This is a genomic window from Planococcus kocurii, from assembly GCF_001465835.2.
Classification (GTDB): domain Bacteria; phylum Bacillota; class Bacilli; order Bacillales_A; family Planococcaceae; genus Planococcus; species Planococcus kocurii.
In genome coordinates this window covers 2251932-2275235 of sequence record NZ_CP013661.2, presented here as the reverse complement: position 1 = coordinate 2275235, position 23304 = coordinate 2251932, and the positions used below count along the sequence as shown (strand labels likewise).

17 protein-coding genes, 2 pseudogenes and 1 other annotated feature are annotated in these 23304 nt (G+C 40.7%); of the genes and pseudogenes, 3 read left to right on the top strand and 16 right to left on the bottom strand.

Annotated features, from left to right (window positions below; translation table 11 throughout):
* Positions 1-27: 27 nt before the first annotated feature.
* From AUO94_RS11210 to AUO94_RS11175, 8 genes and pseudogenes are all read right to left on the bottom strand, one after another.
* Positions 28-801: an enoyl-CoA hydratase/isomerase family protein gene (locus tag AUO94_RS11210; RefSeq protein ID WP_058384293.1), complete on the bottom strand. Its 774-nt coding sequence runs from the start codon at positions 799-801 to the stop codon at positions 28-30.
* Positions 802-856: 55 nt separating this feature from the next.
* Positions 857-1624 carry a 3-hydroxyacyl-CoA dehydrogenase gene (locus AUO94_RS11205; RefSeq protein ID WP_058384292.1) on the bottom strand — a complete coding sequence of 256 codons (768 nt, stop codon included), beginning with the start codon at positions 1622-1624 and terminating at the stop codon, positions 857-859.
* Positions 1611-2237, bottom strand: coding sequence for a TetR/AcrR family transcriptional regulator (locus tag AUO94_RS11200; protein ID WP_058384291.1), 627 nt, complete (start codon positions 2235-2237; stop codon positions 1611-1613). Before AUO94_RS11200 ends, AUO94_RS11205 begins: the two co-directional genes overlap by 14 nt.
* A 177-nt stretch (positions 2238-2414) precedes the next feature.
* Positions 2415-3593, bottom strand: a complete 1179-nt coding sequence (locus tag AUO94_RS11195) for a lipid-transfer protein (protein ID WP_058384290.1) — start codon at positions 3591-3593, stop codon at positions 2415-2417.
* Positions 3594-3719: 126 nt separating this feature from the next.
* Entirely contained in the window at positions 3720-5240 is a 1521-nt protein-coding gene (locus AUO94_RS11190) for a class I adenylate-forming enzyme family protein (RefSeq protein WP_058384289.1), read from the bottom strand.
* A gap of 171 nt (positions 5241-5411) precedes the next feature.
* Positions 5412-6638 carry an acyl-CoA dehydrogenase family protein gene (locus AUO94_RS11185; protein WP_058384288.1) on the bottom strand — a complete coding sequence of 409 codons (1227 nt, stop codon included), beginning with the start codon at positions 6636-6638 and terminating at the stop codon, positions 5412-5414.
* A gap of 357 nt (positions 6639-6995) precedes the next feature.
* Positions 6996-7715 (bottom strand): YebC/PmpR family DNA-binding transcriptional regulator, encoded by a 720-nt coding sequence (locus tag AUO94_RS11180; protein WP_058384287.1) that lies wholly within the window; start codon positions 7713-7715, stop codon positions 6996-6998.
* Between the two features lie 162 nt (positions 7716-7877).
* Positions 7878-8983: pseudogene (locus AUO94_RS11175) on the bottom strand (nitric oxide synthase oxygenase).
* Positions 8984-9121: 138 nt separating this feature from the next.
* Between AUO94_RS11175 and AUO94_RS11170 the strand changes: the two are divergent.
* Positions 9122-9910, top strand: coding sequence for an HAD family hydrolase (locus tag AUO94_RS11170; protein ID WP_058384286.1), 789 nt, complete (start codon positions 9122-9124; stop codon positions 9908-9910).
* Between the two features lie 138 nt (positions 9911-10048).
* On the opposite strand, the gene serA is transcribed toward AUO94_RS11170, so the two are convergent.
* Together serA and AUO94_RS11160 are read right to left on the bottom strand one after the other, a co-directional pair.
* On the bottom strand, positions 10049-11635 hold the full coding sequence (serA, locus tag AUO94_RS11165; protein WP_058384285.1) for a phosphoglycerate dehydrogenase: 1587 nt from the start codon (positions 11633-11635) through the stop codon (positions 10049-10051).
* On the bottom strand, positions 11636-12796 hold the full coding sequence (locus AUO94_RS11160; RefSeq protein WP_058384284.1) for a pyridoxal-phosphate-dependent aminotransferase family protein: 1161 nt from the start codon (positions 12794-12796) through the stop codon (positions 11636-11638).
* 93 nt (positions 12797-12889) lie between these two features.
* Positions 12890-13114: a binding site (T-box leader), on the bottom strand.
* Between the two features lie 235 nt (positions 13115-13349).
* Here AUO94_RS11160 and AUO94_RS11155 point away from each other — a divergent pair.
* Together AUO94_RS11155 and AUO94_RS17850 are read left to right on the top strand one after the other, a co-directional pair.
* A complete protein-coding gene (locus tag AUO94_RS11155; protein WP_058384283.1) occupies positions 13350-14783 on the top strand; it encodes a M20 family metallopeptidase in 1434 nt (477 codons plus the stop codon).
* A 17-nt stretch (positions 14784-14800) separates the two neighbouring features.
* Positions 14801-14974, top strand: a pseudogene (locus AUO94_RS17850) (IS5/IS1182 family transposase); the annotation flags it as partial.
* A 212-nt stretch (positions 14975-15186) separates the two neighbouring features.
* On the opposite strand, the gene AUO94_RS11150 reads toward AUO94_RS17850, so the two are convergent.
* From AUO94_RS11150 to AUO94_RS11125, 6 genes are all read right to left on the bottom strand, one after another.
* Entirely contained in the window at positions 15187-16485 is a 1299-nt protein-coding gene (locus AUO94_RS11150) for an amidohydrolase (protein WP_269465411.1), read from the bottom strand.
* A gap of 29 nt (positions 16486-16514) precedes the next feature.
* Positions 16515-18044, bottom strand: coding sequence for an AbgT family transporter (locus AUO94_RS11145; RefSeq protein WP_179946120.1), 1530 nt, complete (start codon positions 18042-18044; stop codon positions 16515-16517).
* 124 nt (positions 18045-18168) lie between these two features.
* Positions 18169-19335 (bottom strand): M20 metallopeptidase family protein, encoded by a 1167-nt coding sequence (locus AUO94_RS11140; protein ID WP_058384281.1) that lies wholly within the window; start codon positions 19333-19335, stop codon positions 18169-18171.
* Between the two features lie 643 nt (positions 19336-19978).
* Entirely contained in the window at positions 19979-20557 is a 579-nt protein-coding gene (locus AUO94_RS11135; RefSeq protein WP_058384280.1) for a TerD family protein, read from the bottom strand.
* Positions 20558-20575: 18 nt separating this feature from the next.
* Positions 20576-21658 carry a toxic anion resistance protein gene (locus tag AUO94_RS11130; protein WP_058384279.1) on the bottom strand — a complete coding sequence of 361 codons (1083 nt, stop codon included), beginning with the start codon at positions 21656-21658 and terminating at the stop codon, positions 20576-20578.
* A gap of 20 nt (positions 21659-21678) precedes the next feature.
* Positions 21679-23292, bottom strand: a complete 1614-nt coding sequence (locus tag AUO94_RS11125) for a YceG family protein (protein ID WP_058384278.1) — start codon at positions 23290-23292, stop codon at positions 21679-21681.
* Between the last annotated feature and the right edge of the window lie 12 nt (positions 23293-23304).

Sequence of the window (23304 nt, the reverse complement as noted above, 5' to 3'; positions counted from 1 at the left end):
TCCTCCCACACTTCTCCACTTATTTTATTAGCGATGCTTGAATACAGGTTTGCGTTTTTCAATAAATGCAGTTATGCCTTCTTTGGCATCTTCTGTCGCAAATAGTTCTTCGAATAATTTCTCTTCTAGCGCCAAACTTTCACTCCATGATTGCTCATCCATCACATTTACAAGCCTCTTGAGTCGAGACAAAGCTTGTAGAGACTGTCTTGCAAATTTTTCAGCGAGTTTCGTTCCTGCTGCTAATCCTTCTCCTTGTGGAACAACCGAATTCACAATTCCTAAACGCTCTGCTTCTGTTGCTGACAGCGAATCACCCGTGAATAATAGTTCTTTTGCTTTAGCAGGACCCACCAATCGAGGTAATCGTTGTGTGCCTCCTGCACCCGGAAGCAAGCTAAGTTTCACTTCAGGCAAACCAATTTGAGCATGTTCTTCTGCTATCCGGATGTCACACGTTAATGCGAGTTCAAGTCCACCGCCAAGTGTATAGCCGTTTAATACAGCAATTGTTGGTTTTGGGAGGTCTTCAATCATGTTAAAAATTTCATGAACTGTAGGTCCTTCCTCGGGCTTGGTAGATGTTCTTTCCGGAAATTCTTTAATGTCTGCTCCTGCAACAAAGGCTTTGTCTCCCCGTCCCGTCAAAATAATCACAACCACTTCTTCATCTTCTTTTAAAGCAGAAAACACTTTATTTAATTCTCGAATAACCTGCTGATTCAACACGTTCATAGGTGGATTGTCGATAAATATTGTTGCAATTCCAGCATTTTTTTCTACAGATAATAACTGCGTCATGTTATTTATTCCTCCTTCGTAGTTAACAAAATCTAGCTCATCCAAAAAAGCTATTTTAACGAGGTTGCATGCGAATCGCACCGTCTAATCGAATCGTTTCACCGTTCAACATGGGATTAATAATAATAGAATTAACCAAGCAGCCAAATTCTGAAGCTTTCCCTAAACGAGATGGGAACGGCGTCATTTTCCCTAATGCATCTACTGCTTTTTCTGGTAGCCCCTGGAAAGCGGGTGTATCAAAAAGGCCTGGAGCGATTGTCACAACACGCACGCCTACTGAAGACAAATCACGAGCAATAGGCAATGTCATTCCAACAATCCCACCTTTTGAAGCACTGTATGCCGCTTGACCAATTTGACCATCATAAGCAGCTACTGAAGCTGTGTTAACGATGACGCCTCGCTCTTCGTTTTCATTTGGTGTGTTTTCCGACATTCTTTCAGCTGTAAGGCGAATCATATTAAACGTACCGATTAAGTTCACTTCTAAAACCTTAGAAAATGATTTCAGACTATGTGGACCTTTTTTCCCCATTGTTTTTTCCGCAACGCCAATACCTGCACAATTTACTAACGTGTTTACGTAACCAAACCTTTCTACCGCTTGATCTAACGCTGCCGTTACACTTGCTTCATCTGTCACATCAGTTTTGCAAAATATAGCTGCTTCACCTAATTCTCCAGCAAGTTCTGTTCCCAACTCTTCTTGCAAATCGAAAATAGCTACTTTCGCACCGCTGTTAACTAAATTCCGAACCGTTCCTGCTCCCAATCCAGATGCCCCGCCCGTTACTACAGCTACCAGTTTACTTAAATCCATTTTCTATTCCTCCATTTTCTATTTCAGAATGTAAGACAAGTCTCATTAAATAACTAGCGCTTGTCTCGGCAAAATCATCAAGATTTTTTTCTCCATCTTCTGAATACCATTCAATCATCCAGTTCATGGCCCCAAGTATAAGATTTCGAACGATTTTTATGTCTACTGGCAGAAAAACTCGCTGTTTGACACCTCCAGCAATAAGTCGATCAAATAGTTGCTCGTAATCATTTCGAAGCGCAAGAATATGCGCTAATTGTTCCCCATCGAAAAAAGATTCCTTTTTAGTTACTAATTCAAATTCGCCTCTTTCGCGTAATACATACACGATATGCACAACCATCGCTTGGTGTAATTTTTCTTTAAACGGCACGTTTTGTTGTTCTACTTTTTCGATATTGGCAATGCTTTCGTTTAGCAATAAGATGAAACATTGATACAACAAGTCTTGTTTATTATCGAAATAATAATAAACAGAGCCTTTTGTCATTAACAAGGTAGCAGCAATTTCTTCCATGGTCGTTCCTAGATATCCTTTTTCTGTGACGATCGCAGTCGCCGCTTTAATAATGTCTTCTTTTTTCTTCGCAATTTTTTGTGCATGTAATGACATGAGAATCCCTCTTTCTTATAGAATAGATCCATCCTGCACTATCCCTAGAAATACGCCTATAATGTAAAATCAATATCCGTTCTATTTTTGAATACACGTTCAAAAATAGAATAAAAAAATAAGGAAATAATAGTATTCATATTTTTGAGCTTTTCCTATTACTTCCTATTCCAAATGTTAACCTAATTGATACATGGTCGTTACACATGCTCCGCCAAGCCCTAAATTATGTTGAAGTGCAATTTTTGCTCCTTCAACTTGACGTTTGCCTGCTTGTCCACGCAATTGCCATACGAGTTCTGTACATTGGGCCAATCCGGTTGCTCCAAGTGGATGTCCTTTTGACATTAATCCACCTGATGGATTGATGACGTATTTTCCTCCGTGTGTATTGTTCCCATCACTGATAAATTTTTCTGCCTCTCCTTCACAACAAAGTCCAAGCCCTTCATAAGTGATCACTTCATTTGGTGTGAAACAATCATGTAATTCGATAACATCAATATCTTGCGGTCCAAATCCGGATTTTTCATAGACAATCTTTGCTGCACGCTGCGTCATTTCAGCACCCACGAGTGTCATTGGATTTTCATAAGTAACGACCGTATCCGTCGTCATCGCTTGACCAATGATTGTAACCGCATGCTCTACACCGTGTTTTTTCGCAAAATTTTCACTACATACGATAGCAGCAGCTGCGCCACAAGTTGGTGGACAGGCCATGAGACGAGTTAATGTTGGATACAACAGTGGTGCATTCATGACTTCTTCAATCGATAGTTTATTGTTGAAAAGAGAATATGGATTCAAAACAGCATGATTTCGCGTTTTGACGGCTACTTTCGCAAAGATATTTGGGTTCGCTCCATATTTTTCTAAATATGCACTACCAGCTGCGCCAAACATTTTAATCGCTTCCGGAGAATTCGGGATATTCGGATCAATTTCTTCCAAACGATCTATCATCCAGCCGAGTGGTGGCGTGCGATCTTCCCAAACACTTCCTAGGGCCCCTGGTTTCATCTCTTCAAAACCAAATGCCAGGGCACATTCGACTTCACCAGATTCAACAGCTTGACGAGCCATGAACAATGCGGAAGAACCTGATGAACAGTTGTTATTCACATTAATAATCGGGATACCCGTCATTCCAATATCATATAATGCTCGTTGGCCGCAAGTGCTGTCTCCATAAACATATCCAGCAAAAGCTTGTTCCACTTCTCGGTATTCAATTCCTGCATCTGTAAGTGCACCTTTTACTGCTTTAGCAGCCATCACTTCGTAGGGTTCATTTGTTCCTGGTTTCGAAAACTTAACCATATCTACACCAAGTACTCGGGCATTTTTTTTCATTTTATCCCTCCTTGTTTATCCGTCAGTATTGATGACAGGTAAGTTATTCTGATGCAGAAGAAGCCAGTGAGATGTTCGATTCAAGCTTGACCTCACTGTCCTTCTATACATGCTATTCTGCATTTATCACTTTTTTACCGATTCTCTTAGTTTGTATTTCATTAGCTTGCCAGAAGTATTACGAGGCAACGCTTCTACAAAGACAACTTTACGCGGGATTTTATATCCCGATAAATGTTGTCGGCAAAAAGCTTCAAGTTCATCCAGTTCAATGGTCTCGTTTGGCTTGCTTGCAATAACAGCTGTTACGATTTCACCCCACTGCTCATCAGGTGATCCGATTACTGCGACATCTGCAATTTTCGGATGAGTTCCTAAAACGTTTTCCACTTCTACAGAATAGACATTCTCTCCACCTGTAATAATCATGTCTTTTATGCGGTCTACAATATAGATGTAGCCATCCTTATCTCGGTAACCTAAATCACCTGTGTATAACCACCCATCTCTAAGTGTTGCGGCAGTTTCTTGAGGTTTTTTATAATATTCTTTCATCACCGTATCACCTTTAAGAACAAATTCTCCCACCACGTTGGGTTCTGTTTCTTGTCCTTCCGGCGTAACTAACTTAGCTTCTGTGAACAATAGCCCGTCTTTACCAGAAGCACCCACTTTTTCTTTATGATCTTCCGGCGATAGGTATATGCCTGATGGTCCACCTTCTGTTAATCCACACAAGCTGTAAAAATTGTTCGAGTTAAAGAATTTCATCGTCTGATTGACCATTTCTCTAGACATCGGAGCTGCGCCATACAGGAACCGTTGAATAGAAGAAACATCGTATTTTTCTCCACCTGGGAATTCGATTAAGAATTTGAACATCGTTGGAATGGCAAAAAGACTAGTAATCTTATATTTTTCGATATCTCGTAACATGGCTTCTGGATTAAATTCTTTATGGATTACATTGAATCCACCTAACAAAAAACTACTCGTCATACAAATAACCAATTGAGCCGCATGGAATAAAGGTGCTACATGAATAAATCTTTCGCGCGTGTTATAACCGAGCAATCCAATACACCCAACAGTTACATTCAAAACGCGCTGGTGATCAAAAACCGCTCCTTTTGGGTTACCTGTTGTTCCTGATGTATATAAAATATGAAGATCATCCGTGTTGTTGATTTCGACAGCCGGTTCAGCACTATTTTTTGATAATACATCTTGCAAAGAGAGACTGCCTTTGTTTTCTGCTGTTTCTACTGTAATCACTTGGCGAACTGCAGGAATCGTACGGCTAGCATCGTGAATCATTTTTTCATATTCTTGATCACAAATAACAAAAACACTATCTGATTGATCCAGAATATAATTCGCTTCTCGTGCAACTAGTCTGAAGTTCATCGGCACAATCACTGCACCTGTTTTAGCAACTGCATAATAAGAAATTGCAAAGTAATCCGAGTTTTTCATCATCAATGCGATTTTTTCTCCTTTTTTTATACCCAAAGAGATTAAACCGTTAGCAAGCTGATTAACCATTCTATTGAATTCATGATACGTATATGACCTGTCTTCAAAAACAAGTGCTGGTTTATCTGGATGTCTTAATGCGTTTTGTGCTAAAATGCTGACAATATTCATGTGTTCCCCTCCAATGATAGTTTCTGATTTAACGATATGAATTCCTTAAAAGTGAAGTACTTAATAACTCCTCTTACTTTTTGACTCTGTGAAATGTGACAGTAAAGAATTCGAGGTTATTCGACTTGAATTTGATGGATGGTTAATGCTCGTCCTCCTATCACACCTCCTTTATTTCACAGTTGTTATTTCTTCTAATTGTTCGCGTAGTTCAAGGCGGCCAACATCCCGCAAATGCACTTGGTCCGGACCATCAACTAAACGCAGAGCACGAGCATTGGCGTAATGTGCTGCTAACGGAAAATCTTCTGTGAGTCCAGCTCCGCCGAAAACCTGTATCGCACGATCAATCACATTAATGGAGACGCGCGGCACCGCAATTTTGATCATGGCGATTTCTTTACGTGCCGATTTCACCCCACCTTCATCGATTTTGTGAGCTGCATGCAAAGTCAAAAGACGCGCTTGTTCAATTTCAATTCGGCTTTCTGCAATAATTTCTCGGATGACGTCTTTATCAGCCAGCGTAGATCCAAACGCTTCTCTGCTATCCGCTCGTTTGCATAACAGTTCAAGTGCACGTTCTGCAGCACCAATCGCACGCATGCAATGATGAATGCGTCCGGGTCCTAAGCGTCCTTGAGCAATTTCAAAGCCGCGTCCTTCACCCAGCAACATATTAGATACGGGAACACGTACATTGGTGTAGTGTACTTCAGCATGACCTTGTGGTGCATCGTCGTATCCAAAGACTGTCAGTGGTCGGATGATTTCGACTCCAGGTGTATCAAAAGGCACGAGAATCATCGATTGCTGCTGGTGTTTTGCTGCATTTGGATCTGTTTTACCCATAACAATTGCAATTTTACAACGAGGATCCATTGCTCCAGTTGTCCACCATTTTTTCGCGTTAATCACGTATTCATCGCCGTCGCGCGCAATGCTACTTTGAATATTAGTAGCATCAGAAGAAGCAACAGCAGGCTCGGTCATCGAGAAGCACGAACGAATTTCTCCGCGCAGTAAAGGCTCAAGCCACTGCTTTTTCTGCTCATCTGTTCCGTATTTCACAAACACTTCCATGTTTCCAGTATCTGGTGCATTACAGTTAAACAACTCAGGTGCAATTAACGAACGTCCCATAATCTCGGATAAATGAGCGTAGTCATAATTCGATAATCCAGCTCCGTATTCGGGATGGTCCAAAAACAAATTCCATAACCCTTGTTCTTTTGCTTTTTCTTTCAGTTCTTCAATAATCGGTGCAATGGTCCAGCGATCCTCTGCTTGTTGTCGATATTTCTCAACTGTAGCTTCGTTTGGATACACATAATTTTCCATAAACCTTAGTAATTTTGTTCTTAACTCATCTGCCTTCGGGGATAACTCTTTCAGCATTTATGTTTCCTCCAATTTTTTATTATGCTTTAAATTTTTTAAAAGTCAGAATTTCTTACTAAGAAACTTTTTGAAAGCCCTTACATTTATCTCTAAATAAAAAGACGAAATATTTATACTATTTCTTCAATTTTAGTATAGTCGTTCTATTTTTGAATTACAAGTCAAATTCCAAATTATCAGATTATAATCCGTAAAAAAGAAACACTTTGATTTTACTCAAAGTGTTTCCTTAGATCGTTAAACAAGGTAATACCTCACTCTTACTTATAAAAAGAAGATAAGAAGACTCGGTTCCAGCCTCGCGGAACCGTAAGATAAGCTTCGGAAAATATCGTTAACTATACTTTTTCAGAATTATCCATCTAAATCTACATTGTGATAAACTTGCTGAACATCTTCCAGGTCTTCAATTGCATCAATCATTTTCTCAAATTGTTCCTGTGCATCTTCCGTCAAGGGTAATTCGTTTTGAGCAAGCATTGTCAATTCAGCTACAGTGAATTCTGTAATGCCGGCAGTTTTAAACGCTTCTTGCACTAAATGATATTGATCAGGTTCTGCATAGACAATAACTCCGTCTTCTTCTTCCATAATGTCACGCACGTCAACGTCCGCTTCCATCATCAACTCAAGAACTTCGTCAGCTGTTTTGCCTTCAATACCAAATACCGCTGTGTGATCGAACATATAAGCAACTGAACCACTGACGCCCATATTGCCTCCGTTTTTGCCAAAAGCTGCACGGACGTCTGAAGCCGTACGGTTAACGTTATTTGTCAAAGTATCTACGATGACCATTGAGCCGTTTGGTCCAAATCCTTCATAACGTAATTCGTCGAAGCTTTCTTCTGATCCACCTTTAGCTTTGTCCACTGCTCGATCGATAATTGCTCTCGGAATGCTATACGTTTTTGCTCGTTCCAACACTACTTTTAAGGCTTGGTTTGATTCTGGATCTGGTTCGCCTTGTTTGGCTGCTACATATATTTCACGTCCGAATTTCGCGTAAATTCGGCTTGTGTTGGCATCTTTAGATGCTTTCTTTTCTTTAATATTATTCCATTTACGTCCCATTAAATTTCCTTCTCTCTATAATGTCTTACACTAGATGATAGTTACTAACTACTATTATAATACAAATCATTTAAATGTAACGTATTTCGCGGTTAAAAAAAGCAGTTTTTATCCATTTAAAGGATATCACTGCCCGTTCTAACGTATGGTTGTAGAATTTCTTTAGTTTATTTGATAAGGAGTTTGTTGATGAAAATAATTTGGTTTAACCACGTTGTTTCTGTAAGGTTTATGAAAAATGTGAGTTGTTGCTGGAGACATGGGCGGAATCAGCCAAGCCCAGTTGCCGGTTACATCTCGTCCTTCTGCTTGTTCTTTTTTCTCAAAATTTTTAAATTGCTTTGCTGCTGTATGATGATCGACAATGGTCACACCAGCTTTATGAAATGATTCCAATACCGCGATATTCAATTCAACTAAAGCCTTGTCTTTCCATAGAGAACGGTTTGACTGTGTATTTAAGTTCATCAATTTTGCTAGTTCTGGCAAGGCATTATACCGATCTTCATCCGCTAAGTTTCTCGCACCAATTTCTGTTCCCATATACCAGCCGTTAAAAGGCGCTACTTGGTATTTAATGCCTCCAATTTCAAGCAACATATCCGAAATAAGCGGTACTCCATACCATTTCAAACCGAGCTGTGAAAATGCTAAGATTTCTGGATGATCGATTTCAACTTCTTTAATCGATTGTCGTGGAATTTCTTTTAATGCAGGCTCACGGTTTGGCATTTCTATCACTAATGGCAAAATATCAAAAGCTGTTCTTTCTCCTTGCCAGCCAAGCTTTTGACATTGTTTAGTGAATTCTATCGAACTTGAATCTCCAATAATACCGTTTTCAGTTTCATATCCTGCATACCGAACGAGCTGATGGTTCCATAACCTCATCGGTTGCTCATTTTTTGTGGCCGGTCGAAAAATGGTAATGGCTGGACGAATCTTTCCATCGTTTGTTGCAAAATCAATATGGCGAATTAGTGCATCGAAAACACCTTCTGCAGATGTTTGATGTCGTTCATCAAAATTGTTAGTGAATTCCAAAATAACCTACCAATACAGCGATTGTTATTACGCCACGCCATCCGTGCACCGTGTTCTAATTCTTCATAACTGTGTGTATAAGTCCCCGTATTGGTGATTTCCATTTTGACTTCAAGCAATCTATCTGCTTTTTGGTGTTCACTCTTGCCCAGTTCATCAAAACAAATACTTATATAGTCAATGGCTTCTTCCCATAAAGACATAGTCAAATTGCTGATTGTCATTGTTTTCACTCCCTGCACATATAATAGCATCCACGCTTTGTAATGTTCAGTGACAGAATTCTGAACTCCCTATGTTTTTGTTCATTTTTCCAGTACACTTGAACAAACTAAAGAACTTGTCAGGAGGAGCTTACACTGATGGTCAAAGCGATTTTTTTCGATTTAGACGATACCTTGTTGTGGGATAAGAAAAGTGTTGAAAAAGCGTTCCAGGAAACGTGTAGTTTTGCCGAAGAACTAACTGGTCAAGACTGTTCCGGTTTGGAAACAGCGGTAAGAATGGTAGCAACTGAGCTTTACGCAGGATATGGTACATATGCTTTCACCAAAATGATTGGCATCAATCCTTTTGAAGGTCTATGGGGAAACTTTGACGATCAAGGTACAGATTTTCAACAGATGAAAACCATCGTGCCAACTTATCGCCAAGATGCTTGGACGCTTGGTTTACAGCATATTGGTATTGAAAACTGTGCTAAGATCGGTAGTCAACTAGCCGACTTTTTTCCGAAAGCACGTAAAAGAAATCCTGTACTGTATGAAGAAAGCTTAAAAGTATTGGCAGACTTGAAAGAACATTACCAATTGCTCTTATTGACCAACGGCTCGCCTAGCTTACAGCAGCTCAAACTTGAAATCACACCTGAAATCGCACCATTTTTTGACCACATTATTGTCTCTGGTGCGTATGGAAAAGGCAAACCCGATCCGAGTATTTTCCAGTATGCCTTATCGAAATCTAATGTTCTAGCCGAAGAAGTGCTGATGGTTGGCGATAACTTAATGACGGACATCATCGGTGCTGAAAAAGCAGGGATTCGCTCTGTTTGGATCAACCGCGAGCAGAAAGCGCCCCATGAAACAATCATTCCAACTTACGAAATTCAACATTTAGAAGAATTGCTTCAGTTATTAGAACAACTGTAATCAAAAAGCGAGAAATACGTGACTATTCATAACAAAGCGTTTGTTACACTAGCAATTAGCCGATCTTTCCAGGAATAGCAAAAGGGCTGTCACCAAATGTCATAAAAAATGACTTATGGTGACAGCCCTTTCTATTTATTATAAGTTGATAGCAGTAACGCCTTGGATTTCATCTAATTTTGCTAATTTCGCTAAACTACTTGTGTCTGCTGGTTTATCAATAGACAACATCATAATCGCATCTCCACCAATAATTGAACGCCCTACTTGCATAGTAGCAATGTTGACATCCTCAACGCCTAGTAGCGTACCCACGCGACCAATGACACCTGGACGGTCATTATGGCGAACGTACAAGAGATGACCTTCTGGCACGACATCCACTAAATAATCATCCACTTTAACGATGCGAGCTCCTTGTCCATTTAATAAAGTTCCAGCCACTTTTCTAACGCCATTCGCAGTCTTTACTTCTACTGTGATTAACGTCGTAAAGCCTTTTGATTCTGTAGTCTTTTGTTCAGTAACGACAATACCTTTTTGATTGGCAAGGTACAAGGCATTCACATTATTAACTTGTTTACCAAGATGACGCTTCAACATGCCTTTTAACATGTTACGCGTTAACGGCCTAACATCCATATTAGCTAATTCTCCAGCATAGCGTATGGTGACTTCTTCAGCAGTGGCACCTGTCAGATCCGTCAAAAAAGCACCCAATCGCTCTGACAAATCAAAATAAGGTTCAATTTTTTTCATAATTTCTTTCGGTACGGATGGCAAATTCACTGAATTCCGGACAGTTCCTGTTGTAAAGTAACTGACGACGTCCATACTGACATCCACTGCTACGCTTTCTTGCGCTTCAAACGTACTCGCACCCAAATGGGGTGTTGCAATAATTTCAGGCAAATCCAATAAACGAAAATCAACCATCGGCTCTTGCTCAAATACATCAAGCGCGGCTCCAGCCACTTTGCCAGACTTCACAGCATCAAACAGTGCATTTTCATCAATAATTCCACCACGTGCACAATTAATAATCTGGACGCCATCTTTCATAATTTCAAATGCTTCTTTATTAATCAAGTGCTTTGTATCTTTCAAAAGTGGTGTATGAACTGTAACAAAATCCGCTACTTTCAGTACATCCTCAACCGACCCAAAATCCACTCCAAGCTTTTCCGCTTTTTCAGCCGTTAGAAAAGGATCATAGGCAATGATGTTCATCCGTTGTCCTTTAGCGCGTGCTGCTACTTCCTGACCAATTCGACCAAATCCAACTACTCCAAGCGTTTTATTTTTTAGCTCGACACCTACGTAAGATTTACGGTCCCATTGCTGGTTGCGCAAGGCATGGAAGGCTTGCGGAATTTTGCGCGCCATCGACATCATCATGGCCATCGTATGCTCTGCAGCTGAGTTTGTATTGCCGTCCGGTGCATTAACGACGATAATCCCATGTTCTGTCGCAGCTTCTAAATCAATATTGTCTACGCCAACACCTGCACGTCCAATAATCTTCAAGTTAGACGCTTTTTCAATCAATTCACGCGTTACTTGCGTCTGGCTTCGAACAAGCAAAGCGTCAAACCCATCAATACGATCTTCTAGTTGTTCCGGCGTTAAGGTGGTTTCGATCACAATATTTACGCCGTTTGCCTGACGCAAAGGATAAATGCCTTCTTCGCTAAGTGGATCGCTGATTAGTATGTGAAAAGTCATTTAGTTATTCTCTCCTTCTGTCAAAAAGACTCGCTGTGCAGCGGCAATTCCTTTGCCAAGTTCGATTTTCTTGCCAATTTTCATTAAACCGATTTCCATTGCAGCCAATGTTTGCAACATGTCTGCCGGAGAACAATAGCCCATGTGACCGATTCGGAAAATCTTTTTCGCTAAATGCTGTTGGCCACCTGCTATTTCAAGAGCAAATTCTTTTTTCATCACGTGGCGGAATTGTTCTGCATCAAAGTCATCCGGCTTTACAGCTGTGACGGTTGGTGATGCATCTTTGTCAGAAGTCAGCAACGGTATGCCGAGTGCCTTGAATGCAGCACGTGTCATATTTTTCATCAGACGGTGCCTCGCATATACTTGTTCGAGTCCTTCCTCTTCTAACAACTCTAATACTTGCTGCAAGCCGAATAAAATCGACAGTGCCGGAGTAAATGGTGTTGTATCTTTTAATAGATTGTCGCGATGTTTTTGAAGATCTAGATAAAATCGTGGTTGCGGATTAGCTTTGATTTTCTTCCAAGCACGATCACTTGCTGCGATAAACGATAGACCTGCAGGTAACATAAAGGCTTTTTGTGAACCCGTCACCACAACATCGATTCCCCATTTATCCATTTCAGTTTCTGTACCGGCTACACAAGAGACGCCGTCGACGATAACAAGTGCGTCAGACACTTCTTTAACTGCAGCAGCTAACTCCTTGACTGGGTTCAAGACACCTGTTGATGTTTCACAGAAAGTCGAGAAAATCACTTTGATTTCAGGATGCTCCAATAAGAAGCTTTTTACTGCTTGTGGGTCAACTGCTAAGCCCCATTCCACTTCGAAAACATGAGTTTGAATGCCATATGCTTTACAAATTTTTGCAAACCGTTCTCCGAATGCTCCTGTTACAAGAACTAAAACTTCTTCGCCGGGAGCTACTGTATTAACAACCGCCGCTTCTAGTCCCGCGGTTCCGCTACCCGTTAAAATCATAACTTCCTGTTTGGTTCCAAAAACACGTTTTAATCTTGGTCTGATGTCGCTGATCATTTCGGATGTACTTTGTCCGCGGTGCCCGATCATTGGTTGAGCCATAGCGCGTTGCACGCTTGGTGGAATTGGCGTTGGTCCTGGGATTCGCAAAATATGTTGGTCTGTTAGCATAATAAACTCTATTCCCCTCTCGATTACCCAATATTTGGGCCAGTAATTGTAGAAAGACGACAAAAAAGACTCCTCGCCCCTCACATAAAAAATGTAAGGGGCGAAGAGTCTGATTCGCGGTACCACCCTAATTCACTGTCACAAAATAGACAGCCTCATTGGTTCACATGCGTAACGGACATGAAACGGATGGACCTACTGGGGTATTCAATCCATCTATTCAGGAGTGCTGCTAAATGTCGAAATCACTGATTCTCACCAACCATCAGCTCTCTTAAGATTTCTCTACACGAAGCGTATCTCCATCAACATAGTTATTCTGTATATTTGAATTGACTCCATCATATACAGGTGAAAATCCATTGTCAATATATAAAAAATAATTAGTTTTCTTTGGAAACGTTTCCATCCTATATAAACCTAGAAGGCACTAAGTGTAGAAAAAAGAAAATATTTTTATAATTCAACAAAATATATCAATTCAATTTTCATTTTAGATTTACATGTCTTTTTGCTATACTGAGTATAAATTTATTCCAAAGGAGATGCCGGCATGTCCACTGATTTTTCTGTTCATCAATATTTATTAACTAACAGAAATCATTTTGAATCAATTAGCCAATACATTTGGGAACATCCCGAAACACGCTATTTGGAATTTGAATCTGCTTCTTTTTTAGCTAATGAACTAGAAAAAGAAGGGTTTTCCGTTCAATATGGCGTTGGCGGTATTGAAACCGCGTTTATCGCATCCTATGGTAGCGGTAAACCAGTCATCGGGTTTCTTGGTGAATTCGATGCCTTATCTGGACTTAGCCAAAAAGCTAACTCAACAAAACAAGAACCCATAAAATTAGGCGGCATTGGCCATGGCTGTGGTCATAACTTGCTTGGAACTGGCGCTCTGGCAGCAGCATTTGCCGTAAAAGCGTTTCTTATCGATAATAATACTAACGGAACAGTGAAATTCTATGGCTGTCCAGCAGAAGAAGGCGGTTCCGGCAAAACTTTTATGGTACGTGAAGGAATATTTGATGATCTGGATATCGCTTTAACCTGGCACCCTTCTTATGCTAATTCCATCATGAGTTTATCGAGTCTTGCTAATTACCAAGTCTATTTCCGGTTCAAAGGTGTAGCTTCACATGCAGCTAACTCTCCACATTTAGGACGCAGCGCCCTAGACGCAGTTGAGTTGATGAATGTGGGCGTCAATTACTTGCGTGAACACGTCGTCCAAGAAGCAAGAATGCATTACGCCATTACCAATAGCGGCGGATTTTCACCAAACGTTGTTCAGTCAGAAGCGGAAGTACTATACTTAATTCGCGCGCCTAAAGTCGCTCAAGTTGATGATATTTATAAACGCATCTGTAAAATCGCTCAAGGTGCCGCATTGATGACGGAAACTGAAATGACCATCATCTTCGATAAAGCTTGTTCCAACTACGAACCAAATCGAAGATTGGAATTAATTCTAAACGAAAAATTACATGAAGCTGGAGCTATCCAGCCCACCGAAGAAGAACAGCAATTCGCCAAAGACATCTGGAAGACTTTATCTGAAGGCGAAAAAGAAAATTCCCTTGCTGGTATGAAGTCGTTTGGCTATAGCGGAGACAGTAGCGAGTTCAAGGGCAAATACCTGTCGGATATTATTTCTGAGTATATTCCTTCCGCTGAAGTTATGGCTGGCTCCACTGATGTATCTGATGTTAGTTGGGTTGTTCCGACTGCTCAATTAACGACTGCTACTTCAGCTATCGGTACTCCTCTTCATACTTGGCAGATGGTAACACAAGGCATTAGTTCATTTGCACATAGTGGCATGTTGTTATCATCTGAAGCTATGGCAAACACCGCCATTCATTTATTTACCCACCCTGAAGATCTTCAGGCAATCAAAGCCGAACATACGGAAAAGCGAAAAAAAGAACCCTATATTTGTCCTATTCCTAAAGACGTCAAGCCTTCTGCTGTGAAATAAAAAAAGAGCAAGCAGTCAAAAGCTGTCTGCTGAGAGAAGGCTGTTACAAAGAAAGAGCTAAAAGTAAGACCTATTCCATAACCATTAAATCAACCGAGTATGTAAATCAACTTGCATTCCAAGAAAGTGAATTCTTCAGGCAGACCGCCAAAGAGCGATATAAAACTGAAGCTAAGAACACTGTAATTGAAGAATTGGTATGGACATCGCACGTCATCCGAAGCTACACTCAACGGCATGACAATTTTACTGTGAAATTGAAATGAAGACTTGAGTTACTCAGCGCAAAATAAAAAAAGGAGACAGAAGACAGGATAATCTGCCAATCTGTCTTCTTTTTTTTGTCTCTCCTAGTTTCGAGAGAAGAATTTTCAGTGGCCTAGGAAATCCTGCCGTCTTTTCTTTATACCTTATTTAATTTCAATGCAGAACGGTATAGTATGTCGACGGCTGACAGCATCGACTTTTCATCAAAGTCAAACCGTTCATTATGATGCCCAGCTGCCAAATCACTACCCACGACACAATATGTGGCCAACCCTCCATTTGCTTTAACATGTTCCATATAATACGTTGCATCTTCGGAACCTGCCGAATCGGTAGACCAGTCAATTGTTTTAGTGAAATATGGTGAACTTTGGGCAACATCGTACAACATGTCGACAAGTTCTTTACTCGGAATGCTACTTTTGGCTTCCCCAACAACTTCTGTTGCTACTTCTACGCCGTACATTGCCGCAGCACCTGATAACACTGCAAACGCCTGCGATCGAATATAGTCATTAATTTCAGAAGTTTCTCCCCTCGTTTCAATTTTCATTTGAGCAGACCCTGGAATAATATTACGACCAGAGCCCGCATTCAGAACCCCGACATTGACTCGTGAAGCCCCTGCTGAGTGGCGAGGAATACCATATAAACCAAGAACTGCAGAAGAGGCCGCCATTAGCGCATTGCGCCCGTCTTCCGGTTTACCACCTGCGTGAGAAGTTTCACCTTTAAAAATAACATCGATTTTTGTAGTTGCTAAGAAACCCGAATTGCCTGCCACAAATTCACCTGTTGGAACTCCAGTACCAAGGTGCATAGCGATGAAGACATCAACATCGTCAACGACACCTGCCGCTACCATTGATTTTGCTCCACGTGTCCCTTCTTCTGCTGGTTGGAAAATCAATTTGATTGTACCTGTCAGCTTTTCTTTATTATTCATTAAGGTTTTCGCAAAGCCAAGCCCAATCGAAGTATGACCGTCATGTGCACAGGCATGCATTTTATCAGCGTTGACTGATTGGAAACCTTGATCGAATGGAAAATGACCTTCAGCCATTTCCTCCTGAATATCCAACGCATCCATATCAAAACGGTAAGCAATGACCGAACCTGGTTTTCCAGTTTCAAGCACAGCGACGACTCCTGTCATGCCATTCTTGAAGTTCGGCAACCATTCCAGATCGGCTCCATTTTGTTCAGCCCATTTATAATGCTCATCCAATTTTTGGGGACTTGGCATACCCATTCGCTGGTCAGCTTTCATCACTTCTTCAGCTATTTTTAGTGAATACCCAAGTTTGGACAGTTGCCTTGCAACAAGAGAAGCAGTGCGCATCTCTAAAAATCCAGATTCTGCATGCTTATGGAAATCACGTCTCCATTCAATCATATGTTCTTGCAGCTGGTCATCGATTACTATTTCTACCACTTATTATCCTCCTCATAAAGTAAATTTTTTTATAAATAAGGTGTGATTCCTGGGCCAAATTGCCATCCTGCATAGAAGAAAATTAGGAACATGATAATCCAAACAATAAGGAAAGACAGTGTATAGGGAATCATCAACGAAATTAAAGTTCCCATTCCTGCTTTTTTATCGTATTCTCTTACAAACGACAAGACGACGATAAAATATGGATTTAGAGGAGTCACAATATTGGTGGAAGAATCTCCAATCCGATAAGCCATCTGCGTGAATGCCGGATGATAACCCAATTGCATAAACAGTGGCACAAAAACGGGTGCTTCTAGAGCCCATTTAGCAGATCCTGAAGAAATCAGGAAATTCAGCATGGACGTAAAGAGGATATATCCGATAATGAGATATATTCCAGTGAAATTGATTTGAGTCAATAATTCTGCACCATTTACCGCGATCCATGTTCCAATATTTGTCCATGTGAAGTAAGCGATAAATTGAGAAGCTGCAAATATAAGTACAATAAATCCTGACATATCTTTAATAGATTCGCCCATAAAGTTTACTGCATCACGAGAGTTTTTAATGACACCAACGGTTTTCCCATAAGCAACACCAAGCACAATAAATAAGCCTAGTATAAACGGTACAATTCCAGTCAAGAACGGGGATGGTATCAATCCACCTTCTTCGTTACGCAAAGTTGAATCTGGCCATGCAATTAGGATGATTATCATCATAATATAAGCCAGTCCAGCTAATCCCGCGTTCCGCAATCCTTTATTGGCTTTCGGATTTTCTTCAGCACTGACATCAATTATTTTGTCGCCTTCATATTCCCCAAGTTTTGGTTCAATGATTTTTTCTGTCACTAAAGCCGCAACCACCGTCAGCACAAAAACTGAAACAATATTGAAGTACCAATTATCCGCTGGTGTAACAATAATCTGATCGTTAAGAATAGCTGCTGCTTCTGTCGAGATACCCGACAGCAACGCATCTGTTCCGACAATCAATAAATTCGCTGTAAATCCAGCTCCAGCACTGGCAAATCCAACGGCCAAGCCCGCAAGTGGATGACGACCAATCTTATAAAACACCATTGCTGCTAGAGGCGGTATTAAAATCTGAGCCGCGTCAGATGCGATATTCCCCATAATTCCTACGAATGCAATAGCATATGTAACGAGCGATGCGGGTGCTTTTAAAATAGTTTTACGGATTACGATTTCCAATAAACCCACTTTTTCAGCTAAGCCGATTCCAAGCATAATAGCCAATACAGTTCCCAACGGAGCAAATCCTGTAAAGTTCTCCAACATGGAAGTTACAATATATTGAAGTCCTAGTCCCGATAACAAGTTCTGAATAGCCAAGGTTTCTCCAGTTCCTGGATGGACAACAGAAGCATCGAATAAGCTAAAGATAAAAGATGCGATTATGACAACGACTGCTAAATACACAAAAATCATGAACGGATCAGGTAGTTTGTTGCCCAACTTTTCAATGATATTGAGAAAGCGGATGAAAATTCCTTGCTTGTCTCCATTTTGTACCTGTTTTTTCATAATAGGCCCCCTCTTCATCTAAAAACTTAATATTTTGAACATTATAGCCAAATAACGAACGAATAATCAAGTGTTTCCGGTAATAAACTTTTCCTAACTACTTATTATTGGCTCTCGAAAAAAATTATTTTTTCAATATATTTAGTGCATTAACTGTCACTTTCGTCATCGTTTCGACTCCAATTTCTAAAGCTGCTTCCTCAAAAAAGAATTCCGGATCATGCAAAGGTTTAGGTTGTTCCACGTCCTCCTTCGAACAACCAAGCCAATAAAAAGCTCCCGGTACTTTTTCTAGAAAACGAGAGAAATCTTCTCCGGCCATAGATGGATCCAACACAGGCAACGCATCATCTCCGTATAGTTGAGCTGCACTTCCGCGTACTAACTCTGCCCATTTAGGAGTGTTTATCGTGGCTCCGTAGCCATCGACATAATCAAAATCGATTTCTACTTCGTACGCAATTTCAAAACCTTTCACAAGATTTTCTAGACGACGTTTTACTGTCTCTTTAGCTTTCTTGCTATAGGTACGAACTGTCCCTTTTAAGACTACTTGATCTGCTATTACGTTGTAGCGATATCCGCCATTGATTGTGCCAATAGTAATTACTGCAGATTCTAATGGATTTACATTACGGCTGACAATCGACTGTAGCGATGAGATGAACTCTGCTGCTATAACAATAGCGTCTTTTCCCTGATGAGGCATACTGGCATGTCCCCCGGCACCTGTTATTGTGAAAGATAAGGTATCAGAAGCCCCCATCATTTCCTTATCACGCACGCCAATCTGTCCGACTGGCAGATCAGGCCAAACATGCTGTCCAAAGATGACATCAGGCTGAAATTCATCAAACAATCCATCTTCCATCATTGGTCTTGCTCCACCGATTGGTGATGTTTCTTCATTGGGCTGAAAAATAAGTAGAACACGACCAGACAATTGATCTTTCATTTCTTGTAGCTTAAAGGCAGTTCCGAGTAACATTGAAGTGTGCGCGTCATGGCCACATGCATGCATTTTGCCATCGACTTTAGATTTAAAGTCGATAGCCGTCTTTTCCAAGATTGGCAGGGCATCAATATCAGCACGTAATGCGACTGTTCCACCTTTGCTGCCACCTTCGATTACACCTAAAACACCCGTTTTTGCAAAACCTGTTTTGAATGAAATACCGGCTTTTTGCAACTCTTCTTGTATCAGTGTTGAAGTTGCCCACTCTTCTCCACCCAACTCTGGGTTTTCGTGAAGAGTTCGCCTGATTTCTCTGATTCGATCGATCGTTGCCATCGCTTGTCACCCTCTCAGTTTTATATCTTTCTTTTCGAGGATAGCATAGATAAAAAAACTTGTATCGAATATTCATAATTTAATGTTAATTAAGTTGCTGTAAGAGGATGATTTTACGTCAATGGACGTGTACACATCAATCAATCGATTGATAGTGAACATCAAAGGCTACGCTAAGTATGTACAGAATAAAAAGGAGATTGTAAATCGACCTAGTTGCTTACCTGCTGTTTATAAGGTAAACAAATGTTTCACTAAGAGTTTTGTGGAAAGCTCAATTTAGAGGATTTATTTGATGTAATGGACTCGACAGATAGAATCTTAGCCATGGCTGTCAAAAAAAGCCGTTAGTAATCCTTCATACGGGGAAGTCTGCTTTGGATTTTACATAAAATCGGCCTTTCTGTAACGATAGTATGGAAATTTTCACTTTAAAGAAATGAACGGTTTTTTTATATCCTGATTTAGGTTTCGAATGGCTGATGGGAACGGAGCGACGCGTGGTGAAGACGGCGTAGCCGGCTGAGGCCGTGCCCGCGGAAAGCGTCCGTCGAAATGGACATCAGCCTTTTCTCATAAATGTAAAATGGGGCTGTCCCGAAAAGTCATTTTTTCATGACTTTTGGGACAGCCCCATTTTCAATTAATTTAACCCAAAATCATTTACTAATGCCGCAAGGCCGCCTTGATAGCCACTGCCAATTGCGTTAAATTTCCATTCGTTGCCGTGGCGATACAATTCTCCAACCACTAACGCCGTTTCAATCGAAAAATCTTCTCCAAGATCATAACGGATTAATTCTTCGTTCGAGCTTTCATTCATAATACGGATAAAAGCATTGGAAACCTGACCAAAGTTTTGGCTGCGGCTATCTGCTTCATGGATGGTTACGGTAAACACCACTTTATGGATGTCTGCAGGAACGTTCGGCAAATCAACGATTACTTGCTCATCATCGCCGTCGCCTTCTCCAGTTAAGTTATCCCCCGTGTGGACAACCGAACCGTTGCCGCCTTCAAGATTGTTGTAAAAAACAAAATCTTCCGGTCCACGTGATTTGCCATTTTCGCCTACAAGGAAAATGGATGCATCTAAATCGAAGTCTCCTCCGCCGCTATATTTGTTCGTATCCCAGCCTAAACCAACGACCACTTTCGTGAGTCCTGGATTTGTTTTAGTCAAGTCGATCTTCTGTCCTTTTGAAAGGTTGATTGCTGACATTGTAATTTTCCTCCTCGATTAGTTAGCTTTACGTTGAGTATCTTCATACTTCTTCTGTAATTCTTCGATGCGGAGACGTCCTTCTTCACGCATTTTGCGATTTTCTTGCTCAATCTCGCGCGTGTCATTCATCCCTTGCATAATAGTCTCCCATGTCTGCTCAATGGTTTCAATCTTGATGCTCGGTTGACCGGACATTCTTGCAATGTCTACACTTTGACGTGAAATATCATTCGCGTTGTTGAGTAGCATTTCGTTCGTACGGCGATCTAATTCACTCATCGATTCAGCAACTAGGTTTTGACGTTTTGCCGCGATCGCATTAATTAAACCAGTTTTAAAAATCGGAATGGTTGTCACGAAAGCCGAGTTGATTTTCCCAATTAGTTTCGTATTACCACGCTGGAGCATACGGATCTGAGGTGCCGACTGGTAAGAAACTTGTTTCGCCATTTCCAGGTCGTAAACACGCTGTTCTAGAAGTTCAATCGCATTTTGCAAGGAGTTTAATTCCATCAAAGCCATTTGATCACCAGATTCCGCTTTTGCACGGACTGCTGGCTCTTGAGCTCTCAATTCCTCCACTTTAATGTCACCTGCTGCGATATATTTTTCCAGTTCCATAAAGTAATTAAAGTTTTGATTGTATAGTTCTTCTAAAGTCGTCGTTGACTTTTTCATTTCGCCTTCATACTTTGTAATTTCAACGTATACTTTATCGATTTCAGATCCCATCGTCTGATACTTGTTAAACAATTGTTCAATCACTTTATTTCCTTTATTGAAAATCTTACTCATGAAACCTTTCTTTTCGACAAAATCCTTTTTATCGAATTTATCCATGATTTTACCTAATTGTTTTAGTAACTCACTAGACTCTTCCATGCTATTTGCTTGAACAGAATTCAATACTTTTCCAGTAAAAGCTGAAATTTCATTCGCTGGTTCACGACCAAATTCCAGTAAAGCGATTTGGTTTTTGGGATCGATTTTCGCAGCCAACTGAAGAACTTCGGGATCTTTTTTCAGTTGAACCTTTAATTGGTTTTCATCTTTCATTACTAATTCCTGTTGTTCAATTTGTTCTGGCATATTGGTCATCGGTTTTCACTCCTTTTTGGCTATAGCCATTTTTTTAATATTTTTTTCACGACAGAAGGCTCTCGGTAAGGCTCGTTAAAGCTCCGTTCATCAAGCCAGTGTGTATCGAACGATTCGGAATCGATCCAGCGTTCAATATCTTGATGCCCCTGTGGATTGATGATAATGACGTCGAGTCCAAATATATGAATCAACGCAATCGCATTGGCGTCGGCACGGCTCAACTCACCGTCTTTTTCTTCGTTATAAAAGAGCATTGTGGGTACGAACTGCGGATAATCGAATAATTGAATCAACTGAATTACCGAATCTGGCAGCGACATCGATTGCGAAAAAGCATAAAGCTGCAATTCTTCAAATGATTCGCCATGTTGAGGCACGAGAATTGGCTTTTCCGCATGTCTCGCGATTGCTGCTGCAATTGCTGTCTGAACACCATCTGGCAATTTATTGTATTTCCACCAATGCGCAGCTTTTATTTTTTCCGGATCCAACAGTCCGTTTTTTCCAAGAGCAGCACGGTAATGGAATTGCTGATTGCCTTTTCGTTCTTCCGCAAAAGGAAAGCTTCGAACTAGTTTTGTGTCTTCCCGCTCAGTCAATTTATGAACATTGTCCCAAAAGCGTTTGCGGTCCTTTTCAATACCCATCAGCTTAGAAAAAACGACAGGAATGTTGACACTTCCACTTGCTACAGAAAAAGACGGCCGCACCATTGCACGTTCTTTAGCAAGCATGAAAGCTTCGTCCATCGTCGTTTTAAGTCGAACCGAGCGAGTCAAATACGATTTAAATTGGAAGGGTTTATAAAGTCCAGAATCATCGTGATGCAAAAGACGGTCTACTTCTTGAGTTGCACGATATGCGACCGTTCCCACACGTTTCGGCTTTTCATCTGGAAAAGGAAGAAGTGCTTCGGCGTTCACTTGAAAACTGTGGCTATGAAGCCCTTCAGCTCCAACTGCTTTTTCAAACCAACGCTCTCCTTTAGGATCATAGACAACGACATGGAAGCCAAACGCTGCCGAAAGCTTCAAAAACCAAGTTTCACTTTCTGAAACGCTGCCATACCATAAAAAGCCAGGCAAGCCTTTTTCCAACTCTAGCTTTTCAATTTCTGGTGCTATGTGATTAAACATCCACTTAACTAAGTCAGTCGTTACGCGACGAAAAGAGGAATGTGTTGTATTTCCTCCGGATTGCATTTGAAAAGCTTTCAAAATATCAATCAATACAAGTCGTAGACGTCTGTTCAAATCCGCGTCTTTTAATCTAGGTAGCAGTCCTTTGCCATCAAGAAACGCTACCATTCGATTGGGTGACAACCCATTTTCTTTTTTATTCATTTCGAACAAATCTTGAAGTGTCCGAAGACGATCCTGCTCAATATGTTTGTTCATTCGGTCAGAAAGTCGAATTATCCGTCCATCTGATGCTTCGATGACGTCATAAATAGACGCGAAATAGTCATCGGCATCAAGTGTCATCCCTATAACTTGTCCGAGTAGCTGTGGATACGTAATGCGGTCTTCTTCAATTTTCGTTTCGCTGTGATCCACAATCGGTTTTTTCAGCCACTCCCCGATTTTTTCTGGATCCCAGGTTTTAGCGGGGATTGGATTCAATTGAACCATCGGAATCTCTCC